This window comes from Rhodococcus sp. UYP9 (assembly GCF_040547235.1).
Taxonomy (GTDB): Bacteria; Actinomycetota; Actinomycetes; order Mycobacteriales; family Mycobacteriaceae; genus Rhodococcoides.
Genome location: NZ_JBEPPH010000003.1, coordinates 276,853 through 296,184, shown reverse-complemented (window position 1 = coordinate 296,184; position 19,332 = coordinate 276,853). Strand labels below are relative to the sequence as shown.

General features: G+C 62.9%; 18 protein-coding genes. 9 read left to right on the top strand and 9 right to left on the bottom strand.

Features of this window, described 5'->3' with window-relative positions:
- Positions 1–43 precede the first annotated feature (43 nt).
- Together gatB and ABIB36_RS11100 are read left to right on the top strand one after the other, a co-directional pair.
- The gene (gene gatB, locus ABIB36_RS11105) at positions 44–1,549 is read left to right on the top strand and encodes an Asp-tRNA(Asn)/Glu-tRNA(Gln) amidotransferase subunit GatB (protein ID WP_084348534.1); all 1,506 of its coding nucleotides are present in this window, start codon (positions 44–46) and stop codon (positions 1,547–1,549) included.
- A gap of 14 nt (positions 1,550–1,563) precedes the next feature.
- Positions 1,564–2,778, top strand: a complete 1,215-nt coding sequence (locus tag ABIB36_RS11100; protein ID WP_354559458.1) for a cation:proton antiporter — start codon at positions 1,564–1,566, stop codon at positions 2,776–2,778.
- Between the two features lie 67 nt (positions 2,779–2,845).
- Here ABIB36_RS11100 and ABIB36_RS11095 read toward each other — a convergent pair whose 3' ends face one another.
- The 4 genes from ABIB36_RS11095 to ABIB36_RS11080 form a co-directional block, all read right to left on the bottom strand.
- Positions 2,846–3,442 carry a hypothetical protein gene (locus tag ABIB36_RS11095; protein WP_354559460.1) on the bottom strand — a complete coding sequence of 199 codons (597 nt, stop codon included), beginning with the start codon at positions 3,440–3,442 and terminating at the stop codon, positions 2,846–2,848.
- 149 nt (positions 3,443–3,591) lie between these two features.
- The gene (locus tag ABIB36_RS11090; RefSeq protein ID WP_354559462.1) at positions 3,592–3,723 is read right to left on the bottom strand and encodes a hypothetical protein; all 132 of its coding nucleotides are present in this window, start codon (positions 3,721–3,723) and stop codon (positions 3,592–3,594) included.
- 336 nt (positions 3,724–4,059) lie between these two features.
- A complete protein-coding gene (locus ABIB36_RS11085; protein ID WP_354559464.1) occupies positions 4,060–4,971 on the bottom strand; it encodes an NAD-dependent epimerase/dehydratase family protein in 912 nt (303 codons plus the stop codon).
- A gap of 27 nt (positions 4,972–4,998) precedes the next feature.
- Entirely contained in the window at positions 4,999–5,814 is an 816-nt protein-coding gene (locus ABIB36_RS11080; RefSeq protein ID WP_354559466.1) for an SDR family NAD(P)-dependent oxidoreductase, read from the bottom strand.
- 153 nt (positions 5,815–5,967) lie between these two features.
- Between ABIB36_RS11080 and ABIB36_RS11075 the strand changes: the two genes are divergently transcribed.
- Positions 5,968–6,738 carry an IclR family transcriptional regulator gene (locus tag ABIB36_RS11075; protein WP_354559468.1) on the top strand — a complete coding sequence of 257 codons (771 nt, stop codon included), beginning with the start codon at positions 5,968–5,970 and terminating at the stop codon, positions 6,736–6,738.
- Positions 6,739–6,846: 108 nt separating this feature from the next.
- Here ABIB36_RS11075 and ABIB36_RS11070 read toward each other — a convergent pair whose 3' ends face one another.
- Together ABIB36_RS11070 and ABIB36_RS11065 are read right to left on the bottom strand one after the other, a co-directional pair.
- Positions 6,847–7,071, bottom strand: coding sequence for a hypothetical protein (locus ABIB36_RS11070; protein WP_084348546.1), 225 nt, complete (start codon positions 7,069–7,071; stop codon positions 6,847–6,849).
- A gap of 4 nt (positions 7,072–7,075) precedes the next feature.
- Positions 7,076–8,227: a 3-ketosteroid-9-alpha-monooxygenase, oxygenase component gene (locus ABIB36_RS11065; RefSeq protein WP_354559470.1), complete on the bottom strand. Its 1,152-nt coding sequence runs from the start codon at positions 8,225–8,227 to the stop codon at positions 7,076–7,078.
- Between the two features lie 206 nt (positions 8,228–8,433).
- On the opposite strand from ABIB36_RS11065, the gene ABIB36_RS11060 reads away from it, so the two are divergent.
- Complete coding sequence (locus ABIB36_RS11060; protein WP_354559473.1) at positions 8,434–9,030, top strand: TetR/AcrR family transcriptional regulator; 597 nt, start codon at positions 8,434–8,436, stop codon at positions 9,028–9,030.
- A 37-nt stretch (positions 9,031–9,067) separates the two neighbouring features.
- Here ABIB36_RS11060 and ABIB36_RS11055 read toward each other — a convergent pair whose 3' ends face one another.
- Positions 9,068–10,192: a PQQ-dependent sugar dehydrogenase gene (locus ABIB36_RS11055; RefSeq protein ID WP_354559475.1), complete on the bottom strand. Its 1,125-nt coding sequence runs from the start codon at positions 10,190–10,192 to the stop codon at positions 9,068–9,070.
- A 112-nt stretch (positions 10,193–10,304) separates the two neighbouring features.
- On the opposite strand from ABIB36_RS11055, the gene ABIB36_RS11050 reads away from it, so the two are divergent.
- Positions 10,305–11,258, top strand: a complete 954-nt coding sequence (locus tag ABIB36_RS11050) for a DoxX family protein (protein WP_084348548.1) — start codon at positions 10,305–10,307, stop codon at positions 11,256–11,258.
- Positions 11,259–11,324: 66 nt separating this feature from the next.
- Here ABIB36_RS11050 and ilvD read toward each other — a convergent pair whose 3' ends face one another.
- Both ilvD and ABIB36_RS11040 read right to left on the bottom strand, forming a co-directional pair.
- A complete protein-coding gene (gene ilvD, locus ABIB36_RS11045) occupies positions 11,325–13,166 on the bottom strand; it encodes a dihydroxy-acid dehydratase (RefSeq protein ID WP_084348549.1) in 1,842 nt (613 codons plus the stop codon).
- 56 nt (positions 13,167–13,222) lie between these two features.
- Complete coding sequence (locus tag ABIB36_RS11040; RefSeq protein ID WP_084348550.1) at positions 13,223–13,726, bottom strand: PH domain-containing protein; 504 nt, start codon at positions 13,724–13,726, stop codon at positions 13,223–13,225.
- Between the two features lie 255 nt (positions 13,727–13,981).
- Here ABIB36_RS11040 and ABIB36_RS11035 point away from each other — a divergent pair, with 255 nt between their 5' ends.
- From ABIB36_RS11035 to serA, 4 genes are all read left to right on the top strand, one after another.
- Positions 13,982–15,931: an acetolactate synthase large subunit gene (locus ABIB36_RS11035; protein WP_354559478.1), complete on the top strand. Its 1,950-nt coding sequence runs from the start codon at positions 13,982–13,984 to the stop codon at positions 15,929–15,931.
- A complete protein-coding gene (gene ilvN / locus ABIB36_RS11030) occupies positions 15,928–16,431 on the top strand; it encodes an acetolactate synthase small subunit (RefSeq protein WP_084348552.1) in 504 nt (167 codons plus the stop codon). The genes ABIB36_RS11035 and ilvN overlap by 4 nt, the downstream gene beginning before the upstream one ends.
- Positions 16,432–16,493: 62 nt before the next feature.
- A complete protein-coding gene (gene ilvC / locus ABIB36_RS11025) occupies positions 16,494–17,495 on the top strand; it encodes a ketol-acid reductoisomerase (RefSeq protein WP_179142434.1) in 1,002 nt (333 codons plus the stop codon).
- Between the two features lie 200 nt (positions 17,496–17,695).
- Entirely contained in the window at positions 17,696–19,291 is a 1,596-nt protein-coding gene (gene serA / locus ABIB36_RS11020) for a phosphoglycerate dehydrogenase (protein ID WP_084348554.1), read from the top strand.
- Positions 19,292–19,332 lie beyond the last annotated feature (41 nt).

Genomic DNA, 19,332 nt, shown 5'->3' with positions numbered 1-19,332 from the left:
CGTGGTTACTCGCACGATGTTCCGAGCGCATAAACTCCTGTCCATGACTGCTGCCATGGTCGATCTGATCGATTACGACGACGTGCTGACCCGTTTCGACCCCGTACTGGGTATGGAGGTTCACGTCGAGTTGGGCACAGCCACCAAGATGTTCTGTGGATGCCCGACGGCGTTCGGCGCCGAGCCGAACACTCAGGTGTGCCCGGTGTGCCTGAGTCTTCCGGGCGCGTTACCCGTCGTGAACGAGGCGGCCGTGGAATCTGCGATCCGCATCGGGCTGGCCTTGAACTGTTCGATCACGCCGTGGGGAAGATTCGCGCGCAAGAACTACTTCTACCCCGATCAGCCCAAGAACTATCAGATCTCCCAGTACGACGAGCCGATCGCGACCGAGGGCTACCTCGACGTGTTGCTCGACGACGGCAGCACCTTCCGCGTCGAGATCGAGCGTGCTCATATGGAAGAGGACACCGGAAAGTCCACTCACGTCGGCGGCGCCACCGGCCGGATCGAAGGGGCGAGTCACTCGCTGCTCGATTACAACCGTGCCGGAGTTCCGCTGGTCGAAATAGTCACCAAGACCATCACCGGCACCGGCGCCCGTGCACCAGAGGTCGCTCGCGCGTACGTGACTGCGCTGCGCGATCTGCTGAAGTCGCTCGAGGTGTCGGACGTCCGGATGGATCAGGGCTCACTACGTTGTGATGCCAACGTGTCGTTGATGGAGAAGACAGCAACCGAGTTCGGTACGCGTACCGAGACCAAGAACGTCAACTCCCTCAAGAGCGTGGAGGTGGCGGTCCGCTACGAGATGCGCCGTCAGGCCGCCGTGCTTGTCGCTGGCGGCGAGATCACCCAGGAAACGCGTCACTTCCAGGAAGTGGACGGCACGACGACCAAGGGTCGCAAGAAGGAGACCGCCGAGGACTACCGGTATTTCCCGGAGCCGGACTTGGCGCCCGTTGCGCCCGACGCTGCGTGGATCGAGGAACTGCGCGGCACACTTCCAGAGTTGCCGTGGTTGCGCCGAGCACGGATCCAGGCCGACTGGGGCGTCTCCGACGAAGAGATGCGAGACCTCGTCAACTCCGGCGCACTCGAACTTGTGGCTGCGACGGTCGACGCTGGTGCACCACCGCAGGCAGCGCGCTCGTGGTGGGTCTCATACCTGAGCCAACAGGCCAACATCGCCGGCATCGAATTGGGCGCACTCGCGATCACACCCGCTCAGGTGGCCGAGGTTGCCGCACTGGTCGAAGACGGCAAGGTCAACAACAACGGTGCTCGTCAGATCGTCGACGGTGTCCTCGCCGGTGAAGGTGAACCCGCGGCAGTCATGGCTGCCCGCGGCCTCGTCGTGGAGAAGGACGAGGGGAAGCTCCAGGCCGCGGTGGATGAGGCTCTGGCAGCGAATCCCGGTGTCGCGGAGAAGATCCGCAGCGGAAAGGTGCAGGCCGCTGGTGCAATCGTCGGTGCTGTCATGAAAGCTACTCGCGGACAAGCCGATGCGGCTCGGGTGAAGGAACTGGTACTTCAAGCTTGTAGCTGAGTTAGAGTCGGTTCATGCCGTCGGCGGGAGCATCCCTTTTCTGGATCTCACTGATCGCGGTGCTCGCGCCGCTCGTGGCAGGGTTCGTACCGCGTCGGTTACTGCCGGAAGTCGTTCTTCTGTTGGTGTTCGGAATGCTGGTGGGGCCGAACGTTCTCGGTCTCGCAGTCGACGGCGCCGAAGTGGACTTACTGCGCGAGCTCGGCCTCGGCATGCTTTTTCTCCTCGCAGGTTTCGAGATCGACGTCTCGGAAATCACCGGGCGCGGGGGCCGTCGAGCGCTGGTCACATGGCTGGTCAGTCTGGCGGCAGCATTCGGAGCGGTATTTCTGCTCGGGCAATCCGGTATGGCCACCGCGGAGATCGCGGTGGCCATCGCATTGACCTCGACGGCTCTCGGAACCTTGCTGCCGATCCTCAAGGACAGTGGTCTACAGAACACACCGCTCGGACGCACTGTGATCAATCACGGAGCGATCGGCGAGCTCGGTCCGGTGATCGCGATGGCCGTCCTGCTCGGTTCACGCGGAGACGTGAAGTCGATCGTGATTCTCGCGCTGTTCGTCGCTGCAGCCGTCGCCGTCGGCTTCGTCCCGGCGCGATTGCTTCGCGAAGGCTCCGATCTATTGGCGGTGATTCGTCGAGGTGCCGGCACCACCGCACAGACGACGGTCCGCCTTACGATGTTGCTGCTGATCACGCTGATCGCCATCGCTACGATCTTCGGGCTCGACATCATTCTCGGTGCCTTTGCCGCCGGGTTCATTCTGCGGCGGGTCGTACCGAGCGGCGATGAACAACTCGAGACCAAACTCGAGGGCTTGGCGTTCGGGTTCCTGATCCCGGTCTTCTTCGTGACCTCAGGGATGTCGATCGACATCGGTGCGGTGCTCGCGGAGCCTGGAATTCTCCTTGCGTTTCTGGCTCTTCTCGTCCTGATTCGGGGTGTTCCGGTATTCATCGCAACCAGGTTGGATCGACAGGAAAAGTTCACCACCCGCGAGCAGTTCCGCGTCGCGCTCTACGCGACGACCGGCCTCCCACTCATCGTCGCGGTCACCGGTGTAGCGGTCGACGCGGGGGAGATGTCCACGGCCAGTGCCTCGATACTCGTTGCTGCAGGCGCGATTACAGTGTTGGTGCTCCCACTGGTCGCAACCCTCCTCGCCTCGGATCCTCCGAAGCTCGACCAGTCACCTCACGAGGTACACCCACGAGAACCCTCCTGACGCCATCGACGCGGGCGGCGTCGGCGGACAGCGAGGCCGGATCCAGAATGTCTGCCGAGGCCTTCATTCATTGACGGTCAACTGCGATATCCAATACCAGTCCGACATCCATCCGATGGGTGTACCCACTGCGCATTTCACCGCGGTAGAACCACCTCGGACTTCGCGTCACGGCCCGCAGAATGTCCGAACCCTCGATTGGCTCCCAGCCTTGGCCTTCGACTTCCTGGTATGTCTGCGATCGGATCTTGATTCCGATGACGAGGCCGATGGTCAAGGGAATTTCGTTCGGAGTTGAGCCCCCGAGCAGTGTTCCTGACAGCACACCGCGTATGTCACCGGTCAGAAGTACTTCAGGATCCTGTGGGGCGTTTATCCAGTACACGACAGTCCCTCCGGATTCGAGAGTCCGGCGGTCGGGTGCCCAAGTCGGATTTCGAGGGAAAGGCCGAGCGTAGGGCTCGTCTGCGGTGCGAAAGCTCAACTTCAAAGCGGCTTTTAGGCCGACAACTGGCGGCGGGGTTGCTCCGTCTTCGATGTCCAGGTTGTCGATGTCAACGGTCAAGACATCGACCACTGATTCGACCGGTGTTGGGTCGGTGAAGCGATGCATCGATTGTGTCCCGTGCACTCGGAGGAGCCGACGGACGAAGCCGTCGGGCACGGGATTACCTTGCCCTCGAGATTACTCGGTTCGTGGCCGACACCGTCCGGTCAGGGATCTTCTTTCGGTGTCTCACCGAAGCACCGCCTCAGAACCAGACGAATCTGGGACGGATCCGCTTTTCGGGCAGCTACCGAGTGCGGCTTCGGTCATTTTCTTCGTTCATCGAGAGCTGCGTCGCCGAGATCCGCAGCGGCCTTCAATTCGAGACCCCGATGCAGTTCGCGCAACGCCTCGATCGCCGAGGTCCGGTTCGTTGTCGATTCGATCGCAGACTCCATGCCCATCGCTGACCGATCTCACTGTCGAGCAACCGCACGAGCTTCGACATCCCAACCCCCTTGGTCATCCCAGCACAACATCAACGAAGTGTCTCAACAGACTCGAGGACACCCGCAGTGGTAGGCCATCGTCCCACTGACCCTGTGCGGTCGTAGCTTTCGTAAGTACTCGCTGGTCGATCGCGGTCGATATCGGCCTCGAGACGAATTGTTTCCGCTGTCGCATGCCGTTCCTGCAAACAGAACCCAAGCCAATACCGTTGCAGTCCAGGCCAAGTCGAACGCCAGCGGCACGGTGGGGTCGATGGGGACGTATTCCGTCCGACGAGCGGGATTCTAGGAGTTCGCCAGCACCGTTTCCACCAGTTTCTCAGCTGCCCGGGTGCAGTCGTTGCGGGTGTAGTCCAGTAGGCGCATGTCTTCGGCTCCGGGTTCGTATGCGAGTGTATTTCCGCGTCCCTGGATGATGGCGGCGTCCGGTAGCAGCGGGTGCGCCTCGTCGCGTTCGGCGATGATGCGTGTGCTGCCGGCAGCGTCGACGAGCATCTGGAAGAACTGCTGATAGGAGAGATTCTGGTCGCCTATCAGGTATGCCGCGCCAGGAACGGCATTGCGTAGAGCTCCCCAAATCGCCTCGGCCAAAGAGTCGACAGACATGTAGTTCGTGCCGCCGGTAGGGGCGAAGTCCGGGATGTCCGGTTCATTTCCGGCTGCCCACGACACCATCCGTCGGTACCGCGCTGTCGATGCGCCCGGCATGACACCGATGATCGATGGCGGGTTGAGGGTGGAGACGACGAATGATTCGTCCGCAAGAGCGCGGGCCCCTTCGTCGGCAGCCTTTCGGGCGGCGATGTAGGGGTTGTCCGCGGCAAGCTCGGGTCGAAGATGGTGATAGTAGCTACCCACTTGGACGAACCGTTTGACACCAGCTTGCTTTGCGAGCGCGGCGAAGCGTGGGACGCCGACGCTTTGAGTCTCCTCCCAGAAGCGTTGGTCGTCGCTGTTCGCCGGTTTGTGCCGCACGTCTTGACCCGCGGCGAAGACGATGCCGTCGAAGACCGAGAGCTGATCTGCGGTGAAGGTGGGGACTGTGTAATCACCCGCGAGGAGCGGGAACTCAGCCGCGGGCGAGTTTTCCGATAGCGGCCCACGGGCCGCCACTGTGACGTCGTTACCGCTTCGGCGTAGGTGGAGGGCGGTGTGCGCGCCGATCATGCCGGTGCCGCCGATAACCAGGATCTTCATCGTGAGGTGCCTTTCGAAGGGGTGGGTTCAGGGATTACGCGGACGGTTGGTCCACCCGCCGGAATGACGCGGCACCCAGCCGCCTGCAGCGTGGGTGCCGCCGTCGACGTGCACAGTGCCGCCGGTGACGAAACGGGACAGTGAGGAGGCGAGGAACAGGGCCACACCCGCGACGTCGTCCGGCCGACCGGGACCGCCGAGCGGTGACCAGGTGGGCCAGAGCGACTGGTCTTCTTCGGGCACGAGCGTCGCGTAGGGAACCTGGATCGACTCGATGAGATCCGGAGCGATCGCGTTGACTCTGATCCCGGACGGCCCGACTTCCGCGGCCAACGACCGAGTGAACTGCGTGAGCGCGGCCTTGTACGCGGAGTAGACGGTCTGACCCGGAATCGCTCGGTGGGATTCGACCGTCGTGACGTTGATTATCGAGCCGCCCCCGCCTTCGATCATGCCGGGAAGCAGCGCGTGCGTGAGGCGGAGGATGTGCGCGAAGTTGATCTCGTGCAGTTCGTCCCACAACGACGGCGCGTTCTCGACGAACGAGCCCTGTGGTTGCAGAAAATGGCCGACATTGTTCACCAGCACGTCGGGGTTGAATCGGCAAACGTCGGGAAGGACGGAGGACTCGCGAACGTCCCAGTCGAGTGCGGTGAGGGAGCCCCCTGCCTCTGCATCGAATTCGAGCGACCCGAGCTGAGCGTTGTCCACGACAAGGACATCGGCGCCGTGGGAAGCGAAGGTGCGTGCGATCGCGGCTCCGATACCTCCTGCTCCACCGGTGACCACGGCGCGACGGCCGGCCAGCATCGTGCTGGATGGGAATGGCTGCGGATTTGGCATAACTCTGATTACAAGGGATCGCCTCTAGGAGTACCAGGTGAATTCCCGCTCGATGGAAGAATCCGCATTCGTAGTCGCTCAGGGTGCTATCACTGAAGGCTGCGGCAGTTATGAGCGTCTTTCGCTGTTCGCGCACAACGAAACGGAGAGCGCATGCAACCCCACGGCTCGGATCAGCCTCCGACTGGTGTCCTACGACGCGCAGCGCGAATCCTCGACACCTTCGAAGCTCAGGCAGGTGGGTTGGCGGGCGGACTGAACCTGACACAGGTTGTTGCGGCCACCGGGCTGCCGGTTTCCTCGGTCCACCGGGCATTGGAGCAGATGGTGTCCCTTCGGTGGCTGCATCGTCAGGGCATGGAGTATCGCCTCGGCATGCGTCTGACCGAACTCGGCTCCGCGGCGGCGGATGCCGATGCGCTTCGACAAGCTGCGCTGCCAAGTCTGCGGTGGCTGCACCACAACACCGGATTCGTCGTCCACCTGGGCGTACTCGATGGCACGGACGTGGTCTATCTGGAGAAGATCGGTGGAGAATCGATTCCGGACATCAAGTCACGGGTGGGAAGCCGAATGCCCGCACATTCTTCTACGATCGGAAAGGCGCTGTTGGCGCTCGACAGGACGGTCGATGCGGAGAGATCGGAGATCGACCAGGTGCGCGAGTCGCGCATCGCCTACGCACGGGAACGATGCATAAAGGGGTTCAGCTGTGTTGCGGCGCCGATCGGTCCGCAGAGGTGGGGTGACGCGGCCGCGATCTCGGTTTTCGGCGCGACAGCACGGGTCGACACCGATGAACAACTACGAATGTCGTTGCAGGCGGCTGCTGCCGACATCTGGCGCCGATTGAATACGCAGAGATCGCCGATGAAAGCGAGCGTCCTCGATGCCCGCGCACCTCGATGTGGACTGCCGCGTTGAGCAGTGCGCGCAGAGTCGGTCCAGCCCACCAGATCGAACTGCCATAGGTTGCGGCACGATCTGGTGGGCGCGGACCAACGATGCCGCATTTTCCGGATGTGGCTCCGCTCAGACGAGATCGCCGAAACGCCCCTCTACGGTGGCCGCTCTGATCGACGCACGCATGGAATCGCACCCGCGAGTGAGCGACGCGACATCGTCTCGATCTGCGAACGGCGCCAATACCGGGCAGCTCGCCACCGCGTCCGCGGTCCATTGCACCGAGGTGTGTTCCCAGCTGAACTTCTCCGCGAGCACGCAGACCCCACACTCGCTGCACTGTATGGATTGCATCGACTCAGCCCTGCACTGCCGCGCGGCGGGCGAGGTTCTCCTCGACCTCCTGTTTCCATGACTCCACCGGCCTGGTGGTGTCGAGCTCGAACTCGAACCGGTCGGTCATGTCCGGGGTGATGTCTGCGACATCGACGTAGAACTGTTCGTACCAGCGACGCAATTGGTAGACCGGGCCGTCCTGCTCGCACAACAGTGGGTTGTCTATGCGCGTTTTGGTTCGCCAGATCTCGACATCCTGCTCGAAACCTTTGCTGATGAACATGCTCATCCCATCGGCAAGTTTCTCCGCGGCGTCCACCGCTAGATGCTGGGAAGACTCGACGATCACCCCGTAAGTCAGCACGAAGGAGTTGGCGTCGATCGGGTAGTGGCAATTGAGCAGGACAGCGTCCACGTCGAAACCCTCGTAGTGGTAGGTCAACTCGGTGATCATGAAGGCTGGGCCGTAGTAGGCGGCAGCAGACGAGTTGCCGAGCACCTGTGGTTCGCCAGGCTTAGCGGGGCGTCGGACATCCTGGCGCGCAACACCGTTCATGTATTGAGCAGCGGCATGGCCCTCGAAGACGTTGCGGAAGAACGTCGGGAAGGATCCGTGGACGTAGAAGAAGTGCGCCATGTCGACGTTGTTGTCGATGAGTTCGCGGACGTTCGTATGCACGATCGTCTGTTTGAAGCCCTTCCAGTCCGTCCAGTCGTCGGCCAGCACACCGGGGATGCGCGGTGGCTGCACTTCAGCCGGTGGCGGGTTGCCCTCGGGGTCGTTGTAGATGAACAGGAGGCCGTCTTGGTCGAGGACCGGCCATGCGCGGGTGCGAGCCAGCGGTGGTACGCGGCGCGCGTACGGGATGTCGGTGCACCTACCGTTGCCACCCCACCGCCAGTCATGGAACGGGCAGGCGATCGAATCGCCTTTGACCTGTCCCTGGCTCAGGTCGCCGCCCATGTGCCGGCAATAGGCGTCGAGAACTCTGAGCTCGCCGGCGCTGTCGGCAAACACGACGAGCTTTGTACCGAAAGCGTTGAGAGAGTGCGGCTTTCCATCGTCGAAGTCGCGGGACAGGCCGATGCAATGCCACCCGCGGGCGAACCGATCCGGTGCCGCATCACTTTCGATTTCGCGAACCTTGTTGCTGCTGTCAGTCGTAATCGTCATCGGACGATCTCCTTCACTGTTGGTCAACCGGTGACGTGAGCAGTGCTGCTCGCGTCGGACCCTGCACCGATGGGTCAGGCGAAATTCGCGCAACAGCAGCCGGCGTATGCCAGAAATGGCCGCGCTGGTGACACCGAAGGCGATATGTTGAGCAACACAATGATTAAGCACATGTGATTAATCTGTCAAGGGTTAAAATTCGAAGCATGCCCTCCGACGCGCTGCTGCTAGCTGCTGAACGTATGTTCGCCGAACGCGGGGCGAGTGTTCCGTTGCGTGACATCGCAGCTGCCGCAGGTCAGCGAAACAACTCAGCTGTCCACTACCACTTCGGCGATCGCGACGGGCTGGTTGCAGCGATCGTTGTGCGCCGACTCGAAGCTGTCGAGACAACCTGCTCGACACTGTTGCCTCGACTCGATAAAGGAGATCTTCAAGCGCTGGTGGCGGCGCTGGTCGCATCGCTGCTCGATGCTTCGATCGAGAAGGGCGGACACCACTATTTCCGGTTCCTCGAGGTCATGCGCAATCAGATCAAGCCGTGGCCTACCCCGCCTGGCGGGTCAGCGTGGAACACGATCACCGAATGGATCTCAGATCTACTCGACGGAGCCACTACCGCTGAGTGCGCCGGCCGGATCTCGGCTATGGCCACTGCGATGTTTTCGTTGCTTGCCGACTACGAGCGGAAAGTCGATGAGTCAGGCGATGCTGGTGGTACACGCCCAGAACAGATCGTCGTCATGTTGGTAGGACTGTTGAGGGCGCCATTCGTCACACCACTCGAGGAACTGAAGACGTGACTGGGATCTGCCGCACCCACCGCTGCGCCTCGGAGTCCTAGTCGAACCCGCCGCCGCCGGCCGGAATGGGAATCTTGACTACCCGATCGTCGTTGGGGCCGGGAGCGTCACCGTTCTTGTTGACGGTGCCGGCCCAGATCTGACCGTCAGGGGCCATTGCCGCACCGTTGAGTTGGCCGTAACGATCCTGGACGAGCAGTGTCGGGGCCGCGGTGACCGAGCCGGTGTCCTGATCGGTCGCGAGCACTGCCATCGCGCGAGCAGTGGTCAGTGATACCGCGACGGTGCCGGGTCCGGCCGCGCATCCCGCGACGCCGGGGCGGTCGGGCCACGTCCAGACCGGCGAGATCACCGTACCGAGAGGATCGATGCGCTGCAGTCGATCCTCGATGGCTGTGCGATCGGTGACCCAGATGCTGCCTGTCGGATCCAGGCACACGTCTCCTGCTGTTCCGATTCCGCTGAGCGCGACCTGAGGCGGGGGCTGCGTCGCCGACGGTGTGAGGGACTCGACACGTAGGAGCTTTCCGGCCAATGACGCGGGATTCGTTGCCGCAGAAGGGTTTCCCGCATCTCCGGTCAGGACGAGCAGTTGGTTCGGGCTGTAGAAGTCGAGGGCGCCGCGATTGCCTTGGCTCCCTTTGGGAATGCCGGTGAGGACCGCCTTGGGTGTGTCGCCGACTGCGATTCGTACGACGCGGTTGTCCGAATCGGAAGTGATGTAGGCGTAGATCAGCCCGTCTTCGGTATAGGTGGGGGATAGGGCGAGGTCGAGAAGTCCTCCGTCGCCTTGGGCGTCGACGTCGATCTGTGCGATCTGGATCGGAGACTGCCCCGCAGTCACTTGCATGATGCGTCCTGTGCGACGCTCGGGCACCAAGGCGGACATCCCGCCCGGCAACACCACGAGACCGCCGGTCGAGTCCAAGCAGGTGGCGACGACGTTGGGGTCTGGGTCCACACAAGGCCCCGCTGGCGGCGCCTGTCCGCCGGGTTGCGTCGAGGTCGGCGGTGCATCGGGATCCACCGGGTTTATCTCCGCGGCACCGAACGACGGTTCCGGGCTGAAGGGTGTCGACGCCGACTCGTCGAACCGCGCACATCCGGTCGCGATTACTGCCGTCACCGCGAGGATGGCTGCTGCAGTTCGGGTCGGCCTCATCGTCTGAAGGGTACTCAAAAGCGAGAGGGCCATCGCGCGGCGGCCGCATTTGTGCCGCCGCGCGGAGGCGAATGAGCCTGGATCGGCGACGCGGCGATCTAGTGTTGAGCGCGTGACCGACAAGCCTCGTGACTCCGACGCATCCGACTCCGGCTACGAACCGGCGCCGAGCCCGTACGACCAACCGACCGAACAGCTGACGCCGACGACTCGGTCGACACCGACCCCGCCCGTGACATCCGCTGGTCCCGGTAGCAGTGGATCGGACCGCAGTGGATCGGATCGGATGCCGCGTACCGATGAGGATCTGGACTTCGGCGAGCGAGGCTCCGGGTCGTATCCGACCGAGCAGATACCGTCTTTTCGGCCGTCCAAGTACGACGAGCCGATCGCCCCGGATTCGCGATACGGCTCCGGTTCCTACTCGGAGCAGCCGACGGAGTTCATCGAAACACCAGCGGCCAACACTCGTGGGAGTGGTGCCGCCGAGGTGGCCGCACCGGTCCCCGAGCCGATCACCCGGACCGAAACCGTCGAGATCCCTGCGCGAAGAGGAACGACGGATCTCGGTTTGCTCCTACTCAGGCTGGCTGTGGGTGGAATTTTCCTGGTCCACGGGCTGCAGAAGCTCATCGGCCTGTGGAACGGTCCGGGTCTCGACGGGTTTCGCACACTTCTCGAGGACTCCGGCTACGAGCAGGCCAATCTGTTGGCCATCGCCGGTGCAGTCGGTGAGACGGCCGGTGGTGCGCTACTGATCCTCGGCTTGGCGACGCCGTTAGCCGGGGCTGCGGTTCTCGCTGTCGCCATCAACGCGTGGTGCTTCAAGCAGGCTGCCGAGCCCGGCCTCGCATTCTTCGCGCCGGACGGCGTGGAATACGAAACTTTGCTCGGTGTTGCAGCGGCGGCGATCATTTTGACCGGCCCGGGCAAGATTGCCTTCGACGGTCGTCGAGGCTGGGCAACGCGACCGCGCTTCGGCTCGTTCATCGCGCTCGTACTCGGCATCGCAGGCGGCGTGTGCTTGTGGATTTTCCTGAACGGTGCCAACCCGCTGGTGCAGTAGGTCTTCCAACAGTGAAGGGCCCGGATGCGCATCGAGCGCAACCGGGCCCTTCATTGTTTTCGCTACTCAGGGGACGTATCGAACAGCGCCTTTGTCGGCGGAAGTGGCCAGAGCCGCGTAGGCGCGCAATGCCGTGGTGACCGTTCGCTGCCGGTCCACCGGCTGCCACGGCCGTTCGGACGCATTCATTTTCGCTCGTCGCTCGTCGAGAATCTCGGCGTCGACGAGTATTTCCAGTGTGCGCGTGGCGACGTCGATGCGTACCTGGTCCCCATCCTGAACGAGACCGATGGCGCCTCCTGCCGCTGCCTCCGGAGAGATGTGGCCGATGGACAATCCGGATGTTCCGCCGGAGAATCTTCCGTCGGTGATCAGTGCGCAGACCTTGCCGAGTCCGGCTCCCTTCAGGAATGCGGTCGGGTGCAGCATCTCCTGCATTCCCGGGCCGCCCTTGGGGCCTTCGTAACGTACGACCAGGACATCTCCTGCCTTGATCTTCTTCTGCAGGATCGCCGAGACCGCCTCTTCTTGCGACTCGACGACCAGCGCGGGGCCCTGGAAGGTGAACAGCTCTTCCTCGATCCCTGCCGTTTTCAGGATTGCGCCGTCGAGTGCGACATTTCCGCGTAAAACGACCAGGCCGCCCTCGACGGTGTAAGCGTGTTCCTTGTCACGAATGCATCCTCCGGCCGCGTCGGTATCGAGCGAAGACCATCGGTTGTCGGTCGAGAACGGTTCGACGGTGCGCACTCCGCCCGGTGCGGCGTGGAACAACTCGATCGCCTCGTCCGAGGCGGTACCCGAACGTATGTCCCAGGTGTCGAGCCACTCTTCGAAGCTATTGGTGTGGACGGTGGATACGTCGGTTTCGAGAAGTCCTGCACGTCGCAGTTCGCCGAGTAACGCCGGAATTCCGCCCGCACGGTGTACGTCTTCCATGTGGTAGTCCGAGTTGGGGGAGACCTTGGACAGACACGGCACCTTGCGGCTGATGTCATCGATGGTGTCCAGATCGAAGTCGACCTCGCCTTCCTGCGCAGCAGCGAGCGTATGCAGAACGGTGTTGGTCGATCCCCCCATCGCGACGTCGAGAGCCATCGCGTTTCTGAATGCCGCCGGAGTGGCGATATTGCGGGGCAGAACGGAGGAGTCCTCGTCGCGGTAATACTTGAGTGCCGCTTCGACAATGGTGGTTCCGGCACGGGTGAACAGTGCGCGCCGCGCCGAATGCGTGGCCAGCGTCGAGCCGTTTCCCGGCAATGCGAGCCCGAGTGCCTCGGTGAGGCAATTCATCGAATTGGCGGTGAACATTCCCGAGCAGGATCCACAGGTCGGGCAGGCGCTGCGCTCGATCTCGTCGAGTCCGTCCTCGGACACGGCATCGTTGGCCGATGCCGAGATGGCGGTGATCAGGTCCGTCGGAGCTTGCGCGACGCCATCGACGACGACGGCCTTGCCTGCCTCCATCGGCCCCCCGGAGACGAAGACTGCCGGAATGTTGAGGCGCATGGCGGCATTGAGCATGCCCGGGGTGATCTTGTCGCAATTCGAGATGCAGACGAGTGCGTCGGCGGTGTGCGCGTTGGCCATGTATTCGACGGAATCGGCGATGATCTCGCGGCTGGGCAGCGAATACAACATGCCGCCGTGACCCATCGCGATTCCGTCGTCGACGGCGATGGTGTGAAATTCGCGAGGCACTCCGCCTGCGGCACGGACGGCGTCCGCGACGATCTCGCCGACATTCTTCAGATGTACGTGGCCGGGCACGAACTGGGTATAGGAATTGGCGATTGCCACGATCGGTTTGCCGAAGTCGGAGTCCGTCATTCCTGTTGCGCGCCACAGCGAGCGAGCGCCCGCAGCGTTGCGTCCGACAGTGGTTACTCGTGACCGTAGCGGGGGCATGTCTTCGATTCCTCAATCTCGGAGCGGATTATCGCGCCGTCGAGATTACTCCCGCGCTAGGAAGTGTCCGTCTCTGGCGCGATCTCCGGGGCCTGTTCTGGATGTTCGGTATCTCGCTCGGCGTCGGCTCGGGCCGAGGCGTAGGGATCGGTGATTCGTCCACCGCTTGCAGCCGCCAACTGGGGTAGTCGATCGAACCGGACGAGGGGTAGTGACTTCTCGGTCTTGTCGGTCAGGACAACGCGGGCCCAGCGACGGTCGGGGAAGTGAATTCCTCGAACTCGGTCCCATTCGATGAACTCCGAACCCACGATCCGACGCACCGCGAGGCCCTGCTCGCTGACGGTCGTGCGGACTCGGAGGACCCAGATGGCGACCGCCACGGGAACGAGGAACAGCCAGCCGAACGCGGCGGGCCAACTCGCTGCCGGGAACGACACGCCGAACAGAAGAAGGACAACGCCCACCAACGCGAGCTTGGGGAGTCGGATGACCTGCGGAGACGGATCGGGGGTGTGGGATGATGAGTCCGGTGGTTCGGACTGCTGTGAGGATGACACCCCTTCATCTTCGCATTGCAACTGCGCGATCTCACATAATGGGATTGCGTCGTGACGAGTTTGACTCTTCCCTATGCGCGCGCCTACCGTCGAGCACGTGAAGCGGAATTGGATACTCGTAATCGGCCGGCGCGTCAACGCCTGAGCCGGTTGTTCAAACTCGCATCGACGCGCCACCCTCGTACAGCTACTGCTGACGGGGGTTTTTTCTTGCCCAGAGATCGCCCAGAACTCGAAATTCCTGAGGAAGCAGCAGTGAGCGCACCAACCGCACGCCCAGGGCCCACGACTCGTAAGTCGGGCACAGTCAACAGCTCGTCGACGTCCGAAACGCCGACGGCCGGATCCATCGACGGATCGCGTCGTCACGTCGCGCCCGAGAAGGTGACCGGCGCACAGTCCGTCGTCCGAGCGCTCGAAGAACTCGATGTCGACACTGTCTTCGGCATTCCGGGAGGGGCAGTACTTCCGGTGTACGACCCGCTCTTCGATTCGAAGAAGGTTCGACACGTCCTGGTTCGCCATGAGCAAGGCGCCGGACATGCCGCGACCGGTTATGCGCAAGCCACCGGCCGTGTCGGCGTGTGCATGGCGACCTCCGGCCCCGGAGCGACCAACCTTGTCACTCCGCTCGCCGACGCTCAGATGGACTCGGTTCCGATCGTTGCGATCACCGGTCAGGTCGCCCGGTCGCTCATCGGTACCGATGGTTTCCAGGAAGCCGACATCTCGGGCATCACGATGCCGGTGACCAAGCACAACTTCTTGATCACCGACGGCGCCGACATCCCGCGCATCATGGCCGAGGCGTTCTACCTCGCTGCCTCGGGGCGTCCCGGTGCTGTGCTGGTCGATATCCCGAAAGATGTGCTCCAGGCGCAGACCACCTTCTCGTGGCCGCCGGAGATGCGTCTGCCCGGCTACCGGCCTGTCACCAAGCCGCACGGAAAGCAGGTCCGCGAGGCCGCGCGCTACATCGCCGATGCCAAGCAGCCGGTCCTCTACGTCGGCGGCGGCGTCATCAAGTCCAACAGCTCCGCCGAACTGCTCGAGCTCGCCGAGCTGACCGGGATCCCGGTCGTCACGACGCTCATGGCCAGGGGAGCGTTCCCGGACAGCCATCAGCTCAATCTCGGCATGCCTGGAATGCACGGGACAGTCGCTGCCGTCGCTGCGCTGCAGCGCAGCGATCTGCTCATCACTCTCGGCGCGCGCTTCGACGACCGCGTCACCGGTCAGTTGTCCACGTTCGCCACCAATGCCAAGGTCATCCACGCCGACATCGATCCGGCCGAGATCGGTAAGAACCGCTACGCGGACGTCCCGATCGTGGGCGACTGCAAAGAGGTCATCACCGAACTCATCGAGGCCATCCGCGCGGACCGGGCGACCGGAACGACGCTCGAGCTCGCCGACTGGTGGGTCTATCTCGACGACATCCGCAAGACTTACCCGTTGAGCTACGACCGTCCGACCGACGGTGCGATGTCGCCGGAGTTCGTCATCTCCTCGGTCGGTAAGTTCGCCGGACCGGATGCGATCTACTGCGCGGGAGTGGGCCAGCATCAGATGTGGGCCGCCCAGTTCATCAAGTACGAGAAGCCGCGCACATGGCTGAACTCGGGTGGACTCGGAACCATGGGTTACGCGGTTCCCGCAGCGATGGGCGCAAAGATGGGATTGCCCGACGCCGAGGTGTGGGCGATCGACGGTGACGGCTGCTTCCAGATGACCAATCAGGAGCTTGCTACCTGCGCAGTCGAAGGCATCCCCATCAAGGTCGCCGTGATCAACAACGGCAACCTGGGCATGGTGCGCCAGTGGCAGACCCTGTTCTACGAAGAGCGGTACTCCAACACGAACCTGGGTACGCACGGCGCCAAGCGCATCCCGGACTTCGTCATGCTCGCCGAAGCGCTCGGGTGTGTCGGACTGCGGTGCGAGCGGGAAGAGGATGTCGAGGATGTGATCGCACAGGCCCGTGCGATCAACGACCGTCCGGTGGTCATCGACTTCATCGTCGGTGCCGACGCGCAGGTGTGGCCGATGGTCGCAGCAGGCACCGGAAACGACGAGATCATGGCTGCCCGCGGCATCCGGCCACTGTTCGACGATGACGAGGCTATGGGCGCCGAGCCTGCCGTGATCGAAGAAGCCATGGCACGCGAGCAGGCGCACGGCGAAGCGAAAGGCACCGACAAGTGAGCACGAGCCATACCCTCAGCGTTCTCGTCGAGGACAAGCCAGGCGTCCTCGCCCGAGTCGCGGCATTGTTCTCGCGACGCGGATTCAACATCTCCTCACTCGCCGTGGGCGGGACCGAGATCCCCGAGATCTCGCGGATGACGATCGTGGTCACTGTCGACGAGTTCCCGCTGGAACAGGTGACCAAGCAGCTGAACAAGCTCATCAACGTCATCAAGATCGTCGAGCAGGACGACGATTCTTCGGTGGCCCGCGAACTGGTCCTGATCAAGGTGCGAGCCGACTCGAGCGTGCGTAGCGAGGTCATCGAGACCGTGAACCTGTTCCGCGCCAAGGTTATCGACGTGTCGCCCGAGGCGGTCACGGTCGAAGCAACGGGAACGAGGTCGAAACTCGATGCGTTGCTCAAGATGTTGGACCCCTATGGAATTCGAGAAATAGTCCAGTCGGGAGTCGTTGCCGTCGGACGTGGACCGAAATCGATCACCGCGTCGCGCTAGCGACCGCAGTGACGAACTAGCGTAAAACCCAAGAGGAAAGGTAGTAACCAGTGGCAGTCGAGATGTTCTACGACGACGATGCTGATCTGTCGATCATTCAGGGCCGCAAGGTCGCTGTTATCGGCTACGGAAGCCAGGGCCATGCGCACTCGCTGAGCCTGCGCGATTCCGGAGTCGATGTGCGCATCGGCCTCAAGGAAGGCTCGAAGTCTCGCGCCAAGGCCGAGGAGCAGGGCCTCGAGGTCGGCACTCCCGCCGAGGTCTCCGCATGGGCCGACGTGATCATGGTGCTCGCACCGGATACGGCTCAGGCATCGATCTACAAGGAAGAGATCGAGCCGAACCTGAAGGACGGCGACGCGCTGTTCTTCGGACACGGACTCAACATCCACTTCGATCTGATCGAAGCTCCCGACTTCGTCACCGTCGGCATGGTCGCCCCGAAGGGCCCCGGCCACCTCGTGCGTCGTCAGTTCGTCGACGGCAAGGGTGTCCCGGCGCTCATCGCCATCGATCAGGATCCCAAGGGTGAGGGCCAGGCGCTCGCACTGTCCTGGGCCAAGGGCATCGGCGGCACGCGCGCCGGAGTCATCAAGACCACGTTCAAAGAAGAGACCGAGACCGATCTCTTCGGCGAGCAGGCCGTGCTGTGCGGTGGCACCGAGGAACTGGTCAAGGTCGGTTTCGAGGTCATGGTCGAAGCCGGTTACGCGCCGGAGATGGCGTACTTCGAGGTGCTCCACGAGCTCAAGCTCATCGTCGACCTCATGTACGAGGGCGGCATCGCTCGGATGAACTACTCGGTGTCCGACACCGCTGAGTTCGGTGGCTACCTGTCCGGACCGCGCGTCATCGACGCCGGCACCAAGGAGCGCATGAAGGCAATTCTGGCCGACATCCAGTCCGGTGAGTTCACCCGTCGTCTCGTCGCCAACGTCGAGAACGGCAACACCGAACTCGAAGGGCTGCGCAAGGCCAACGCCGAGCACCCCATCGAGGTCACCGGCAAGAAACTGCGTGGTCTGATGAGCTGGGTCGATCGTCCGATCACGGAAACAGCCTGATCGCAGCCGAATTCGTTCGGTAGTACCTGCTTGACAAGAGGGGCGCCCCACGCACTGACCAGTGCATGAGGGCGCCCTTCTTCCCGGGTCGTGAGGGCGACACCGATGCGCCCCACCTCGGCATCTAAACTTGTGCCGCACCACGCCATTCTTCATTCCGATCGACAGCATCATTTCCGATGACATAGGGAGTACTTCACGTGAGTCAGCCAGGCCGTCCTGTCGTTCTGATCGCCGATAAACTTGCGCAGTCCACAGTCGAGGCACTCGGCGACGGCGTAGAGGTCCGTTGGGTCGACGGCCCGGATCGCCCCGCACTTCTCGCGGCAGTCCCCGAAGCCGACGCCATCCTCGTCCGGTCCGCAACCACGGTCGACGCCGAGGTTCTCGCCGCCGGCACGAAACTCAAGATCGTTGCTCGCGCGGGTGTCGGCCTCGACAACGTCGACGTGCCTGCCGCCACCGAGCGTGGCGTCCTCGTGGTCAATGCCCCGACGTCGAATATCCACACCGCTGCCGAGCACGCTGTGACGCTGTTGCTGTCCGCTGCTCGCCAGATCCCCGCTGCCGACGCCACGCTGCGTCAGCACGAGTGGAAGCGCAGCAAGTTCAACGGTGTCGAAATCTTCGGCAAGACAGTGGGAGTCGTCGGACTCGGCCGTATCGGCCAGCTGTTCGCTCAGCGCATGGCTGCTTTCGAGACGCATGTCATCGCGTACGACCCCTACGTCTCCGCTGCTCGCGCAGCCCAGCTCGGAATCGAACTCGTCAGCCTCGACGAGTTGCTGACACGCGCCGACATGTTCTCCGTGCACCTTCCGAAGACACCTGAGACCAAGGGCATCATCGGCAAGGAAGCCCTCGCGAAGACCAAGCCGGGTGTCATCGTCGTCAACGCCGCCCGCGGCGGTCTCGTCGACGAGCAGGCGCTCGCCGACGCCATCACCAGCGGACACGTGTTCGCTGCCGGAATCGACGTCTATGCGTCCGAGCCGTGCACCGACAGCCCGCTGTTCGAGCTGCCGCAGGCCGTCGTCACCCCTCACCTCGGAGCATCGACCACCGAAGCTCAGGACCGTGCGGGCACCGACGTCGCGAAGTCTGTATTGCTCGCTCTCGCAGGTGAATTCGTTCCCGACGCAGTCAACGTCAAGGGCGGCGCAGTCGGCGAAGAGGTATCGCCTTGGCTCGAGATCGTCCGCAAGCAGGGCGTGCTTCTCGGCGCACTCTCCGAAGAACTTCCCTCCTCGTTGTCGGTCGATGTGCGCGGCGAGCTCGCTGCCGAAGACGTCGAGATCCTCAAGCTGTCGGCACTGCGCGGCCTGTTCTCCGCTGTCATCGAGGACTCGGTCACCTTCGTCAACGCTCCGTCACTCGCCGAGGAGCGCGGGGTCACCGCCGAGGTCACCAAGGCGCCCGAGAGTGAGAACCATCGCAGCGTCGTCGACATTCGCGCCGTATACGGCGACGGAACCGTCCTCAACGTCGCAGGCACACTCACCGGCACCAAGCAGGTCGAGAAGATCGTCAACATCAACGGCCGCAACTTCGACCTTCGCGCCGAAGGCAAGAACCTGATCGTCAACTACGCAGATCAGCCCGGCAGCCTCGGCCGTATCGGCACACTGCTCGGTGATGCCGGAATCGACATCCAGGCCGCAGCGCTCAGCCAGGACACCGAGGGCGAAGGTGCCACGATCCTGCTCCGCGTCGACAAGGACGTGCCGTCGGAGCTGAGTGCAAGCATCGCCACCGCAGTCGGCGCATCGACGATCGAACTCGTCGACCTTTCCTGAGCACCGTCTCATCCCGAACGCATTACACAGAACGAGGAGTT